Origin of the sequence: Methanofollis fontis, from assembly GCF_004297185.1 — an archaeon.
In the GTDB taxonomy this organism is placed as follows: Archaea; Halobacteriota; Methanomicrobia; order Methanomicrobiales; family Methanofollaceae; genus Methanofollis; species Methanofollis fontis.
Window position 1 is genome coordinate 1 of the sequence record NZ_PGCL01000018.1, and the last position, 340, is coordinate 340.

General features: G+C 59.7%; 1 protein-coding gene. It reads right to left on the minus strand.

The window, feature by feature from the left end:
* Positions 1–340 (minus strand): PEGA domain-containing protein (locus CUJ86_RS11700; RefSeq protein WP_130647755.1); only part of this gene is annotated, 340 nt, incomplete at both ends.

Sequence of the window (340 nt, forward strand, 5' to 3'; positions counted from 1 at the left end):
TCACCGGTTGCGGTGCCATTCAGGTAGACACTGGCTCCCGCCGGTGTGGAGTTGATCTGCAATGTCTCGAGCTGCTGCACCAGGGTGAAACTCACGTCCTCGGTCTCGTCCTTGGAGAGGGTGACGACTTCCGTTGCCGGGTCGTATCCGTCCAGTTCAACCGTCACATTGTAGGTCCCGACCGGTTTGTCTGCGAGGGTGACGTTCGTGAGGTCACCGGTTGCGGTGCCATTCAGGTAGACACTGGCTCCCGCCGGTGTGGAGTTGATCTGCAATGTCTCGAGCTGCTGCACCAGGGTGAAACTCACGTCCTCGGTCTCGTCCTTGGAGAGGGTGACGA